Source organism: Pseudoalteromonas luteoviolacea, from assembly GCF_021654285.1.
GTDB classification, from domain to species: Bacteria; Pseudomonadota; Gammaproteobacteria; order Enterobacterales; family Alteromonadaceae; genus Pseudoalteromonas; species Pseudoalteromonas luteoviolacea_J.
The window spans coordinates 1-14236 of sequence record NZ_JAKFZS010000016.1; the positions used below are offsets into that span (position 1 = coordinate 1).

Sequence of the window (14236 nt, forward strand, 5' to 3'; positions counted from 1 at the left end):
CCATTTTTAGTTGCTTACTATGGCCTAGCAGGCGTAAAGATCGCAGCGACGTATGCTATGGCATCACTTGCAGCTCGCGACTAATCCTGGCGGGGATATTTTAAAGCGAGAGTTGAGAAGTTAATAAGGAGTGAGTTCACTCCTTTTTTTGTGCCTGTTTTGCATGTCAGTTTACTTTGTGGCAGCAGAGGCGATCGCTAGTGAATTAATTTGAATGTTATAGGCACCTTTAAACTCATATTTCAAACTAGCAAGCTCCCCATTTTATGGATATTTCATTCGCTGTCTTAATTTAGTCTAAAGGCGTATCCATGATCCATATGAGTGGCTTTTAAAACTATTATCTTACCATTCTTTTCTTTTATAACCTCATGATATATATGGTTATAGTTCACTTTTTGTCATTTTGACACACTTCAATAACTTGTGGATTATGAGCGTTAGTTGCATTACATCAACCATTATTAACTCGACTTGTTAAATATAAAAGTTAACACAAATCGTTCTATGTGATTTTGGGATTGAATGTTTGCAACGCGATAGTGCTTATTCAGTGAGTATTTACACTGACTCAGGAGATAGAAGCCTACAAATGGGTTTCAGAGCCGTATAAAAGTATAGATGGAGTAAATATGAAACAGTTGATGGCCGAAAAGCTTAATTTAGTGGTGGGTGGTGTCTATTACCCTAAAAACCCTATCAATAAAGATGGGACGATTAATGAGACCCCTAATAGACCACGTTAAACTGGCTTTAGATATTTGAATTTAACTAACTGATGAAGCTATTTGAGCTCATCAAATCTAGCAGTAGACAATGTTGTCTACGTACTGAGAAATTAGAAGTAATAAGGTGAATTAATATGCAAACAATACACGGTGTAAATCTTTTAAAAGTAACTGGTGGTTATAGAGCACAGATCATTGTTAATGATGACGGGACTGTGGATGTAAGAACTTGCGTAGACCCACGTCGCTAATATAACCATATCGAGCAGTGTTATAGTTGCCGTTTTAAGCAGCTGTTAAAAAGCGTGTTTTAAAATTATGACAGGATATTATGTATGCTAAGCATTAAAAAGAAAGTAATAAAAAGTCTAGCGGGTAAAGAATTTACCCATGCTCATGTGGCAGTTGGGGGAGCTAAGATAGACCCAAGCAATCGAGGCTGTACGTCTCACGATAACACCTTTTATGCGAGTCCAGTGTAAACACTCGTATGCTCTTACACACTTCATATTGACGAGAGCGTTGTCAAGCTGTGAAAGCTGAGCAACGCTTTTTTATGCCATTTTATTGCTGATTGCCCCTAAATAAAACTTCACATATCGGTTACTTCTATACCCTCAAACGCTTTTTCACTCCACACAACATGACTTCTGTAGGCACTGACCTACCTAGTTGGCTTTTATTATTTGCGAGATTTTGATTGCACTCATTCATTGTCAGAGTGAGGCTGAGGGTTGGCATATCTAGAATAATTTGATGCACGAATACTCAGTTCGGCAGACAGTAAATTGATGTTCATTTCACTTTATGAGTAATTGGTAGTTGCGGCTTACATCAAGTGATGACTGTTTCATATTTAGACCATAAAAGACCATTATTTGCATATTATATTTAAACTTAAGTGTATGATTATATTGTTAATTGTTGTTTTTTTGGGAGTTTGCAATACAGCAATGAAAGCGTCACTATTCATCTCAACGCAGACATGGTTCGTACTTAAATTGAATCTAATTACAAATAATTAAGGGCGTGCATTTAACGCCGATAAAAATAGGCTGTGTTAGAGAATTAAGAGGTAATAAGGATGACGAAAAGGTTTAGTACAGATAATGAAATGGCGACTTATTTACAAGAACAAATTGCAATTGATGTAATGACAAACTGTTTTGAGCAAGACTACGCAATATCGATTCAATGCGATATCGATGCTGAGCTAGATACCGTTTTGAATGTGCCATATGAGCACTAATTTTATAACGAACTGGAGTGAATAAAGTGGCTTATTTGGTACTTGGTCAAGCAAAAGATAGCCATGCTCGGCGTATTTTGGAGGTATTAAACGCTCGTGGAGAAAATGCCTATTTGATGCAAAGTAATGATTTCCCAAGTGCAATGACATTTGGCTTTTCCCCTAACTTAGGTGATGGTGAGTTATCGTTACCTGGAGGCGACAAGCTAATTTTAAGCGAGATTAAGGCTGTGTTCTGGCGAGGGTTTTCTGGTGTTACAGACGAGGATACTCGGGCTAATTATATGAAGCCTGATGGTATCGCAGCGAAAGACAGTATGGCATGTTTGCGAACTTGGTTTTTACTGGGGGGGAGCACTCGATGGGTGAATGGATGGCAAGCTTTTCAACATCACCAAGAAAAACCTTTGCAGTTAAAAAAAGTGCGAGATCTCGGGGTTAATATTCCCAAGACATATATCGGGAATGATGGAGACGCTATTCGAGCATTTTATGGTGAATTGGCACATAGCATTTTTAAACCTGTTTTTGGTGGTGCACATACCGAGCTTTTAACACCTGCTCATATGGTACCAGAGCGCTTCGAGCAAGCTTTATCCAAATCACCCATTACAGTGCAGGAGCTGATTAAAGGCACCAATATTAGGACCTATGTTATCGGGAAAAAGGTGTTATCCGTTGAACTTGAAAGTGAGATGACGGACTTTCGCGAGGACAACGATGTGAAATTGTCCGTTATCCCGACGCCAAAAGAGATTAGCCAACAATCATTGGCCATCTGTGATGCACTGTATCTGAAATGGACTGCGATTGATTGGCGGCGAGATGAGCAGGGTAAATATTATTTTTTAGAAGCGAATCCTTCACCTATGTTTATCGGTTTTGAAAATCGATCCGGCATCGCGTTGTCAGAATGGATTGTTGATCTGATGATTCATGGTGAAGTGAGGCAGCCATAAACCCGTATTTTACAATTTTGTGAGTGTTCAGAGGAACATGGATGTTCTCTATATACAGAAAATAAGGCCAAAAAATGCCCTTTCACGAAAGTGAGCAACAATTTTGTTTCAGCACAGAGTTGGGCTGCACAGCTGAGAATGAAAAGTAAAGGCGATTAAGTCTCGTTTAAGAGTCAAAAATAAGAGCTTAGTAAAGGTGAGTAGCCATAGGTTTTATGTCAGTTAAATCATTTGGTTAGAGTGTATTTTGTGAAGAGTCGATAGGACATGGATGTTCTATTTTTGAAAAAGCGTGTCACGTTAGCTTAACGAGCAATTTGAGTGCAGATTCGATAGTAAATGAACAATTGAACGCTCTGTATCCAAGCGATTTTATAATAGGCAATTGCGCTCAAAAATTGATGACTCGATCAAGAGTGGAATTGTATTAGGTAGATAAAAATAGATGAGGGAAACTTATGAAGTTGAATCTAAAGAAGAAAGCGATTAAATCTTTGTCAGATAGTGGCAACACAATTGACTATGCAAAAACGCCCGCTATTGCTGGCGGCGTTGATATAAACCAAATGATAAAGGATGCTTATCCGGGTGTAGGATCCGCGCCGCATAACGGTTGCATCATGTATGTGACAACCGGATGCCCAAGGCCAATAACATCAAAGTGCAATTTAATAACGCACTGGCCATAAGTGATTGCCTAAATTAAGTTAAAACTTTTGACCTTAAAGGTTCGTGATTGCGCTAATTAAGGTCCCCAATTTAAGTACAATTATTGTAATAAGGAAACTAAATATGCACCCATTTTCATTAAATCAAGCACAAAGCGAAGTTGTAACTGGTGGTAATAGCCTAGTATCTGGCCATTTCAAAGGATTTGGCGAACGTATTACCATGGCGATCCCTGAAAACGGGTTTGACCCTATTTTTGACATCGTGATTGTTAACCCAATTAAATAAGCGATTCATTAAGCGCTGCGATAGAAGCACGTTGGCGGACAGTGCTTGATGTCAAAAGAGTATTGAGTGTGCTCGAATGAAGGTGAGCGGGTATTTTATCGCTAGCTTCATGAGAGATACGTCATTGCGTTATTTATTGTTTTGAGTGAGTAAAAGGACAGGGATGTTCTTTTTTATGAATGGAACGACGTGACAAACTGCGGATAATGGTCAAAGCGCTTAATACATTATTCGAATAAATAGGCTTTGCTTCCTTGCAAAGCCTTTAGGACACTCGGGTCTTAAGTTTTCAATATGGACATCCAATATGATTAAAGGACTTCCTTGTTTAGTTCTACCTTGAACTATATACACGCGGTAAGTTCATTCCTTGTGTTTGTTTTTATTGTTGTTTTAAATAGTTTTGTTATGTCTTAATCGCTGGGTGGTGACTAGGATTGGTGGTCAAGTATGTTACTTATATTTTTGGACTTAAAAAGCCGTCAGTTATTACAGGTAGGTATTTGCCATGCGCTGAGAGGGTTGTCGATGGCTTGGTTATAAAAAGAAAAATAATGATGGGATAGGAAAGAGTTCAACACCGCGGGGTAAGCTGATGACTTGGCTATAACAATTGAACCTAGCTCAATATTTTGTCTGAATTACCCAGTGTAAGGTGCCTTATGACTATCAATTTCGATAAATCTAGTTAAAATATCGGCAATAATTTCTATGTGATATTGTGCGCTGCGCCTCAGTTTGATTGGGTACATGGAGTGGCAATCTTAAAGTAACCAATAGTACAGAGAAATCGAAAGTTAAAAAAAGGATCCCTCACTGATGGCATTAAATACAGTTATTCTTGCGGCGGGTAAAGGCACCCGAATGCGCTCTAAATTACCCAAAGTTCTACATTCGATTGCCGGTAAACCTATGGTTCAGCACGTAATCGACAATTCAAATGCACTGGGTGCAAGAGCTACAAACCTTGTGTATGGTCATGGCGCTGAGCAATTAAAAACACACTTATCTCATAATGATGTAAATTGGGTCTTACAAGAAGAGCAGCTGGGCACTGGTCATGCAGTGGCTGTCGCCAAAGATTACATTGATGATAAAGACACTGTACTGGTTTTGTATGGGGATGTCCCGTTAACTAAGCAGTCTACGCTAGAGAAGTTATTGGCGGTGACACCTGAAAAAGGTTTGTCAGTATTGACTGTGACGCTTGATAATCCAATGGGTTATGGACGTATGGTGCGCGAAAATGGCAAGCTTGTTGGCATTGTTGAGCAAAAAGATGCATCAGAAGAGCAACTTAAAATTCAAGAGATCAATACAGGCATTATGGCTGCAAACGGTGAGCTGCTAAAAAAATGGTTGGGTCAGCTCTCTAATAACAATGCACAGGGTGAATACTACCTGACGGATATTGTGGCGATGGCGCATGCTGAAGGGGTTGAGATCACCTCGGCACAACCTGATGACAAGATGGAAGTTGAAGGGGCCAATAACCGCGTTCAATTGGCTGCATTAGAGCGCGCATATCAAGCACGTCAAGCAACGGAGTTGATGCTTAATGGTGCCAGTTTAGCAGATCCAGCCCGTATTGATGTACGCGGTGAAGTAACGACAGGCCAAGATGTAGAAATTGACGTTAATGTTATTTTTGAAGGCACAGTGACCATTGGCGATAATGTGCGTATTGGACCGAACTGTGTATTGAAAGACTGCACGATTGGTGACGGAGTTGTCATTAAAGCAAACTCGGTTGTTGAAGAAGCACAAGTGAAAGCAAACTGCACATTAGGGCCATTTGCACGACTTCGTCCAGGTGCCGTGATGGAAGAAAATGCCCATGTTGGGAATTTTGTGGAGATGAAAAAGTCTCGACTCGGCTCTGGGTCAAAAGCCAACCACTTTACTTATCTGGGCGATACGCAAGTCGGAGAGAAAGTGAATATTGGCGCAGGTACCATCACATGTAATTATGATGGCGTGAATAAGTCGCAAACTGTGATTGGAGATGGTGCATTCATAGGTTCTAATTCCTCGCTCGTTGCGCCGGTAAAAATAGGTGCTCAAGCAACCATTGCAGCCGGCTCGGTGATCACCAGCACTGTCCAAGATGAGCAGCTGGCAGTGGCCAGAGGTAAGCAGCGAAATATTGCCGGATGGCAAAGACCGGTGAAAAAGTCTTAATAAGAAAATAAAAAGGGAAATACGTTTCCCTTTTTTTGTACCTGATTCCTTTCTGGATTCTAAAGTGATACATTAACTTCGAGGTTAATTAAAATTTAACAATAAAAACAATTAATTCGGGTGTACAAGTCATTATGGAAAATCTCTTTCGCAAAGAAGTACTTGAGAATAAGCGACACCGATTAGAAGGAGCTGTGAGTTTAGTTCAGCCACCTGTGTTTAAAACACTCACCTTTCTGATCCTATTTGTGGTGGTTATCAGTATTATTTACTTAACTTTGGGCAGTTATGCGCGCAAAGAGCGAGTAACGGGTGTGCTTGAGCCTAATACTGGTGTATTGAGCATGGTTGCATCACAAGAGGGGATCATTTCACAGGTATTAGTCGAAGAAGGTGAGTTGGTTGAAGCCAATCAACCCATCTTACGGATTGCATCTGCCAAGCACAGTACCCAAGCGCTTGAGCTTAACCAAGCTTTGCTTAATCAATATTCATTTCAATTACAAAATCTTGAACGATTAATTACACAGCAAGAGAAACAGTATCGACTAGACTTGGCTGAGCTTCAACAACAAAAAGAAACGGCTCAAAAGCGCTTGGTGGAATTAGACAATCAATCGCAAACATTTGCCAAGCGTCTTGAGTTAAATGAGCAAATGGTCGGCCAAATCAGCACCCTAAAAGGGACTGGTTATATCTCTGAATTAGAGCTACAAAGGCAAAAGGATACACTTTTGTCATTGCAGCAGCAGTCCTCTAGTATCCGTTCAGAAAAGCTGGGACTTCAAGCGCAAATTGAACAATATGATATGCAATTGGAAAAGTTGCCTTTACAGCATGATGAGCGTATTAATCAGTTAAATTCTCAGCGTGCTGACATGGAGATTCAATTATCTTCTGTTGAGCAGCAGCGTTTAGGTGAACTAAGAGCGCCTAAAGCAGGTGTTGTGACCGGTCTACTCGCAAAAGTGGGCAAAAACGTGGTCACTGGTGAGCGATTACTCAGTGTGATCCCTGAAAATAGTCAAATGCAGGCGGTGATCTATGTGCCTACATCCGCATTTGGTTTTATCGAATCAGGGCAAGCGACGAAGTTGCGTTATCACGCTTTCCCCTATGAGAAGTTTGGTATTTATAGCGGCGAGATCAAGCAGATAAGTAGCTCTTTGATTTTACCTGAAGAGGCGATTATTCCTGGAATGATCACTGAGCCAGCTTATCGCGTCGTTGTCTCTTTATCTGAGCAGCATATTCAGGCGTACGGTAAATCGACACCATTGCGTGCAGGTATGATGTTAGATGCAGATATCATTATCGAGGAGCGATCACTACTTCGTTGGTTGTTTGATCCAGTATTTAGTATTAAAGGACAGCTGTAGCTGCAATAACGATAATAAAAAAGGCTTTATATGCACCAGGAAGATAACTCACCGGTACAAAAATTACAGTTTTGGTCAAGGAATTCGCTGCCGGTTATTTTGCAATCTGAAGCAGCAGAATGTGGTTTAGCAAGCCTCGCAATGGTCGCGGCTTATCATGGCTATCACAGTGACCTCACGACACTGCGACAAAAGTTTAGTATTTCTATTGAAGGCGCTACCCTGCTCGACATCATGCATTTTGCAGAGCAGTTGGAGCTGAGTTCGAGGCCGCTTCGAATAGAGCTTGAGGATCTCGACGCGCTGCAAACACCGTGTATTCTGCATTGGGATATGAACCACTTTGTGGTACTCAAAAAAGCCAATGAAAAACGCATTGTCATCCATGACCCCGCTTATGGTGAAAAAACCTATACCATTGAGGAAGCGTCTAAACACTTCACGGGTGTCGCTCTTGAATTAACACCTACAAAAAGCTTTGAAAAGAAAGAGAAAAAGCCGACTTTACGCTTTGCGGACTTTTGGAGTCGTATAACGGGTCTGAAGCGCTCATTGCTCCTGATATTTTTACTCTCAATCCTATTGCAGGTTTTCACGCTTGCGGCACCTTATTATATTCAGTTAGTGATAGATGATGTTGTGCTCACCGGAGATACCAACCTTTTGACCGTGTTGGCGACCGGCTTTTTCCTCGTACTTGTCTTTGAAATCGCCACCAACGCACTGCGAGGGTTTACGTTGCTGCACTTTGGTAACCAAATGAATATTCAGTTGGGAGCTAACTTATTTCATCATTTAGTGCGTTTACCTATCTCTTATTTTGAAAAGCGACATATGGGGGATGTGGTATCTCGATTTGGCTCACTGCAACAGGTGAAACAGATCTTAACAACAGGGGTAATCGAAGCAATCATAGATGGTTTAATGGCCATTATTACCCTTGCGATGATTTTCTTTTACAGTCCAACTTTGTCTGTGGTTGTGCTCGCTGCTGTCATTGCTTACGCATTAGTTCGTATTGCCATGTACAAGCCATTTAGGAACATTAGTGAGCAAGAGATCATGGCCCGTGCAGAAGAAAACTCTAACTTTATGGAGACCGTACGCGGTATACAAACGATTAAGTTATTTGGTTCTGAGGTTAAGCGTGAGGGGCAATGGCAAAACCGTTATGCCAATGCAATTAACCAAAGTATTCGTTTGGGTAATTTTCAAATTGGCTACGATGCGATTAACCGCGCTTTGTTTGGAATAGAGAACATTCTTGTCGTTTACCTTGCTGCGCACTTGGTGCTTGAGGGCGGATTTAGTACCGGAATGCTATTTGCTTTCATGTCGTACAAGCGCCAGTTTATGGATAAGACGGCCAACCTGATTGAAAAGCTCATTGAGTTTAAAATGGTCGGTCTGCATTTTGACCGTATTGCCGATATCGCGTTAACAGATAAGGAAACACTTCAACCTGAGCAACTTAAGAAACATGATGTTAAAGGTAAAATTGAGCTGAAAAATATCTGTTTCTCCTATTCAGATGCGACACCAAATGTACTGCATAATTTGAATTTAAACATTGAACCTGGTGAGTCAGTGGCGATTACTGGTCCATCAGGGTGCGGTAAGTCAACCTTACTTAAAATTATGCTTGGCCTCAATGACGCGAAAAGTGGTGATGTACTGATTGATGATGTGCCTATCGATCAAATTGGTGCGCGCCAGTATCGTCAGCAAATTGCAGCAGTGATGCAAGACGATGAGCTATTATCGGGCTCTGTTGCAGATAATATTGCGTTTTTTGATACCCCAATTGATATGGAGCGCGTCGTCTATTGTGCACAGCTTGCCTCGATCCATGATGATATCAGTCAAATGCCAATGGGCTATGAAAGCCTGATAGGTGACATGGGGTCTTCACTTTCTGGTGGTCAAAAACAACGTATTATTTTAGCGCGTGCGCTGTACAAACAGCCGAAGATTCTATTTATGGATGAAGCAACGAGTCATTTGGATACAACGTTGGAGTCTGATATCAACGAAGCAGTCAGCCGTTTGGATATGACCCGAGTGATCATTGCCCACAGAAAGGAAACCATCGCTTCAGCAGACAGAGAAATTAGGCTGCAAAAAGTACTTGCTGAGGAACTGGAGCCTCAAAACGATTAATTCTCTAAAGGCAAATCATCTTCATATCAGGTGTTTAGGTGTAGATGATTTGCGCTTATTTGAAAAATGCAGTTACAAACAATATCAGCATTCAATTGTAGGTAACAGGGACAACCCTCTTGAGCTACAAGATGAATTGCGTTAGCTTTTATTGATAAAAGAAAAAAAATAAAGCTTTATTTATTAAGGAAGACAATGTCAGAGCAACTATCAATCACAGATAATCAACGTCAAGAAATGGGTGAAATTATCACCGTTCTTGCTCAAGAAGTCAGTCGTAATATTCAAACCGATGCGGAGTTAAAAAACGGTCTACTGAGTGGCCTTGCAGGACAGCTTTTGTTTTTATTTAAAGCGTATCAACTGGATCCAAGTTCGGTTGATGAGGCGCTTTTTTCAGAAAAGTTGGAGTTTTTGCAAGAGCAGTTGGGGGAGCAAAGCTTTGAGCTTAGCAATGGTTTGGCTGGCCAAGCTTGGGTTTTGGAGTACTTAAATCAAGCGGATCAAGAAGACTATGATCCAGAGTTACTGGAAGATGTTGATGATCTTTTCATACAGGCGCTTGATTACAACCCTTGGCCGGGAGAAATCGAAATGGTGCTAGGCTTGTCGGGCTATGCGCCTTATGCATCCAGACGCAACAAGTTTTCAGACCAATCAAAATTGTTCGAGATTATTGTTAGGGGACTAGAAAGTACCGCTACGCACTTTGATAATGGTCACATCGCTTGGTCACAGCCAAGTAATTCAGTGTATCGTTTTGATACTGACGACAGAGAAAAACCTGAATTTAACCTTGGGCTTGCACATGGTGTACCGGGCATGATCGCGGCGTTAATACCGGCGATGGAAGTACCCGCTTTAAAAGAGCGTGCTGCAAAGTTGGTGTCTGGTGCTTGTGATTGGTTGCTTGAGAACCAAACAGGACATGAGCATACCCATCACTCTTGTTACGGCTCATGTGCTGGAGAAAGTGACCCGACTTCTCGTCTTGGGTGGTGTTATGGTGATATCACCATCGCGTTGATTTTAGCTCGAGCGGGTCAGGCACTAGATCGCCCAAGCTATGTCGATAAAGCCCGTCATATCGCACTGCATGCCGCGAAGCGAGATGATAAGAGCGGTTATATCAATGATGCCGGTTTATGTCATGGTTTTGTTGGTTTGGCTGTGATCTTCCAAATTGTTAATAAATTCATACCGGATCCCAAGTTAGTTGAAGCGGCTCAATTTTGGCTTGACTATAGTTTGAACGCTTATAAAGAGCATGGAATAAAGGGAATGTATTCATACAATGGCCTGACTAAAGAGCATGAAGCTGATTTTGGTTTTTTAATGGGGTATGCCGGTGTCGGCTGTGGTTTGATAGGCTTATTAGATGATGATGTGAGCTGGACTGACTGTTTGTTGATGGTATAGGAGTACAAGAATGTCTAGCAAGCAACTAAAAAATGATAACTTTTTTGTAATTAGAACGCCGCGCTTAGCACTTGAAGAGCTGGTGGCATTTGGTGATGACAATCAAGATACCAATACTTTATTGAGCGCTTGGTTAGCCACGCCAGGTGTTGAAGAAGCGATTTATTTAGCGAGCCCGTCACTACTAGAGCGCATCGATCAGTGGCGTACTAAACCGGACTCTAAGCAAGGCAAAAAAGTCGCACATGCGTTGATTAAATACATGGTGCGAATGTGTTCTCGACCAACGCCGTTTGGGTTATTTTCGGGCATCCATCAAGGTCAAATCGATAGCCAAACGACGCTAACACCTGCGCAGCATGTGAAAGATACTCGTAAAACACGTCTTGATATGTTTTATTTATCAGCGCTCAAAGAGCACTTTATCAAACATGCTTCACGCTCAGAGCACCTTACTTATAAACCCAACTCATCTCATTATTTTATCGCTGAGCAATGTCGTTACATTGAAACTTACCTGTCTGATGACACCATGCAATATCGTTTAAGTGCGGTTGAAAGTGATGAGTACTTCAAGTTCGCCTTAGAGCTTGCAAAGCCTGGCTTGAGTTTTAATGAATTAGTTGCGCGTTTTTTAGCGCATTACGACGAGGCTGAACAAGAAGAGGTTGAAAACTACATTCAAGATTTGATTGATGAGGGCGTGTTGCTGGCAGATATTCCACTGCCATTGACTGGAGACTCTCCTGATCTGGCTTTGCTTAAATCGATCGAAGGCATTCAAGAGCTCGATGCTGCAGACAAATTAGCAACGGCGTTGAGCCAAATTGAGCAGTTAGATACTAACCGCAGTGGTGAGATCACCCCTTATAAGCAGCTACTGTCTCACTTAGAAAGCTTGCCAGTTAAGGCCCAAGAAAACAAATTATTCCAAAGTGACATATACCGTGCATTTGAACAGTGCCAAATTTCCGAAATGGAAATTAAGCGTGTGCAAAAGCAACTTGAAGTGATTGCAGGACTCACGATAACCAGTTCGAAATCTGCTTTGAGCCAATTTATGACGCAGTTTAATAGCCGTTTTGAAGGGCAGTTTGTCCCTTTAGATGTCATTTTGGATGATGAGTCAGGCATTGGTATTTCGACAGAGACAGGTTACGAGGCGCCGCTGGTGGCGGGATTAAACCTTGCGCGCAGTGGGTCAAATCAAAATACGGCGCCTGAGATCAGCATGATTGATAGCATTGTTGAGCGTGCCCTAAGCTTGCCTGAAAATCGCGGTAAAGATTGTATTGTGCTAAAGAGCAAAGAGCTCAAAGGCAAGATCAACAACAAAGATGCTGTGAAGAGCTTCCCGTATTCATTTGCGACCATGATGAGCTTATATCAGGATGATAGAGGCAATCCAATATACAAATTCAATGGCTGTTATGGCCCTTCTGCAGCTAATTTACTTGGCCGTTTCTGTCACCTTGACGCACAGTTAAAAACATCGGTGACTGAGCATTTAGCACAAGAGCAAGCACACAACGAAGACGTTATTTTTGCTGAAGTGGTACACATGCCTGAAGGTCGCCCAGGTAACGTGATTGCACGTCCACACTTGCGTCAGTATGAAATTGTGTTTATGGCTGACAGCGCATTGAGTGATGAATACCAGATCCCGCTCAGTGACTTACACGTTTGGGTTGAAGGCCAAAAGGTGAAGCTATGGAGCAAGCGTTTAAACAAGCAAGTCGTGCCGCGCTTATCCAGTGCGCACAATTACTCCGCACGCAGTTTAAGTGCATATAAATTCTTATGCATGCTACAGCACCAAGAAGGTCGTGCGCCTCATTTCAGTATGCCATCGAGCACTGAGCGCGCTGCATTTGTGCCACGTGTCATGCTAGATAATTTGATTTTGAGCGAAAAGGTGTGGCGTATAGAGCGCAGCGAGCTAGAAGCGGTGAGTAAAAAAGGTCAATTTAATCGTGAACAGCTAGATAGCTTGATGCAAAAGTATCAACTCGATGCACAGGTAAGTTTTGCGATGTCAGACAATGTATTACAGCTTGATATACGCAATCCTGATATGTTCGCGATTTTATTGGGTGAGACCAAAGGCCAAACTACGGTTGAGCTCAAAGAAGTGTTAACGAGCAGCTATCGCTCCCGTGTTGTCGATAGTGAAGGTCGCCATTACAACAACGAAGTCATTGTGCCACTTTTCAATGAACATGCAGCGGTACATGCCCATTACTCTGACGACCCCTATGCCAATATCACGGCCACGCCGATTAAACGTCGCTTTAGCGCGGGTTCAGAGTGGTTAAGCTTGAAGATATACTCAGGTAACTCATTGGTTGAGCAATTACTGACAGAAGAACTTTTACCTCTGATTGAAGAAAATAGCGAATTGTACGACAAGTGGTTCTTTATTCGTTATGGCGATCCTGATTGGCATATTCGTTTACGTTTCCATGGTGATCCGAGCTTGTTATGCGGTCAATTACTACCGCGTTTAAATGCACTATTGGACCCTAAAATTGAATCTGGAGAGCTTCACAAAGTTGAGCTAATGACTTACGAGCGCGAAGTTGAGCGCTATGGTGGGCCTGAGTCAATGAGTTTGGTGGAATCTTTATTTATGCTCGATAGCCGTTTAATTGCACAAACTTGTGGCTTAATTGATGAGTATGGTGAAGATGTGCGCTGGCGTGTGGCTTTGGCGTGTACACATAGATTGTTTAACCTCTTTGAGTACTCAGATGAAGCCCGATTTGCCTTAGTGAGCCAGCTGCGCGAAGGGTTTGGTCGAGAGTTTAATGAAACCAGTCTGTTACGTAAGCAGCTGGGTAATCGCTATCGTGATTATCAGCAGAAGCTCGATGATGACTTTGTTAAATTAGTGCCGGAAAACGCGGCCGATTGCGATGAAGTACAGTCAGCAATATTGGCGATTTTAGAGCAGTGGCAAGCCAGTGCTGCGCCTGTGATAGAGGTGCTAAATCGTTTGATCGCTGAAGAGCAATTAAATTGTACAAAAGACTCGTTGCTGAACTCTGTTTTGCATATGCATAATAACCGTATGTTTAAAGCTTATGGCCGTGAGCAAGAGTTAGTCATACACGATTTGATGCGTCGTAAGTACTTCTCAGCAGATAAAAAATCGTAAAATCATTGATGATTAAAAAAGCGCTCAACTGAGCGCTTTTTTTGTGC

At 41.8% G+C, this 14236-nt stretch carries 10 protein-coding genes; all 10 read left to right on the forward strand.

Annotated features, from left to right (window positions below; all coding sequences use genetic code 11):
* Positions 1-1063 precede the first annotated feature (1063 nt).
* The 10 genes from L1077_RS15650 (at position 1064) to L1077_RS15695 (ending at position 14189) form a co-directional block, all read left to right on the forward strand.
* Entirely contained in the window at positions 1064-1210 is a 147-nt protein-coding gene (locus L1077_RS15650) for a hypothetical protein (RefSeq protein WP_237137810.1), read from the forward strand.
* 602 nt (positions 1211-1812) lie between these two features.
* A complete protein-coding gene (locus L1077_RS15655; protein WP_237137812.1) occupies positions 1813-1977 on the forward strand; it encodes a hypothetical protein in 165 nt (54 codons plus the stop codon).
* Positions 1978-1994: 17 nt separating this feature from the next.
* A complete protein-coding gene (locus tag L1077_RS15660; protein ID WP_237137814.1) occupies positions 1995-2936 on the forward strand; it encodes an ATP-grasp domain-containing protein in 942 nt (313 codons plus the stop codon).
* A gap of 458 nt (positions 2937-3394) precedes the next feature.
* Positions 3395-3625 (forward strand): hypothetical protein, encoded by a 231-nt coding sequence (locus L1077_RS15665; RefSeq protein ID WP_237137816.1) that lies wholly within the window; start codon positions 3395-3397, stop codon positions 3623-3625.
* A gap of 103 nt (positions 3626-3728) precedes the next feature.
* Positions 3729-3893, forward strand: coding sequence for a hypothetical protein (locus L1077_RS15670; protein ID WP_237137818.1), 165 nt, complete (start codon positions 3729-3731; stop codon positions 3891-3893).
* A gap of 819 nt (positions 3894-4712) precedes the next feature.
* Complete coding sequence (glmU, locus tag L1077_RS15675) at positions 4713-6074, forward strand: bifunctional UDP-N-acetylglucosamine diphosphorylase/glucosamine-1-phosphate N-acetyltransferase GlmU (RefSeq protein ID WP_237137819.1); 1362 nt, start codon at positions 4713-4715, stop codon at positions 6072-6074.
* Positions 6075-6208: 134 nt separating this feature from the next.
* Positions 6209-7453, forward strand: a complete 1245-nt coding sequence (locus L1077_RS15680; protein WP_237137821.1) for an HlyD family secretion protein — start codon at positions 6209-6211, stop codon at positions 7451-7453.
* 30 nt (positions 7454-7483) lie between these two features.
* Positions 7484-9613, forward strand: a complete 2130-nt coding sequence (locus tag L1077_RS15685) for a peptidase domain-containing ABC transporter (protein WP_237137823.1) — start codon at positions 7484-7486, stop codon at positions 9611-9613.
* A 195-nt stretch (positions 9614-9808) separates the two neighbouring features.
* Positions 9809-11032, forward strand: coding sequence for a lanthionine synthetase C family protein (locus L1077_RS15690; RefSeq protein WP_237137825.1), 1224 nt, complete (start codon positions 9809-9811; stop codon positions 11030-11032).
* A gap of 10 nt (positions 11033-11042) precedes the next feature.
* Complete coding sequence (locus L1077_RS15695; protein WP_237137826.1) at positions 11043-14189, forward strand: lantibiotic dehydratase; 3147 nt, start codon at positions 11043-11045, stop codon at positions 14187-14189.
* The last annotated feature ends 47 nt before the right edge of the window (positions 14190-14236 follow it).